Below are 318 nucleotides of genomic sequence, written 5' to 3'. Positions count from 1 at the left end.
GCCATTACCGAGGGCGGATACCAGTCGGTGCCGAAGCTCTCCTTCCCGGGCGGAGCGTTGATCGGATGTTCGGCCGGCTTCGTCAACGTGCCGCGCATCAAGGGCAGCCACAATGCGGTGCTGTCGGGCATGCTGGCGGCCGACCGCATTGCCGAGGCGATTGCATCGGGCCGCGCCAATGACGAAGTCACCGAGATCGAGGCTGACTGGCGCAAGAGCGATATCGGCAAGGACCTGAAGCGGGTGCGCAACGTCAAGCCGCTGTGGTCGAAGTTCGGCACCGCAATCGGCGTGGCGCTTGGCGGCTTCGACATGTGG

At 65.1% G+C, this 318-nt stretch carries 1 protein-coding gene; it reads left to right on the top strand.

Going from position 1 to position 318, the window contains the following annotated elements:
* Nucleotides 1–318, top strand: a 318-nt coding sequence (locus tag ACPYOI_RS36100; RefSeq protein WP_481424177.1) for an NAD(P)/FAD-dependent oxidoreductase, incomplete at both ends; no start/stop codon positions are given.

The organism is Rhizobium sp. SVR5-2C (assembly GCF_056755115.1).
The sequence above is the reverse complement of the archived record's forward strand: the minus strand, read 5'-3'. Positions and strand labels throughout refer to the sequence as shown.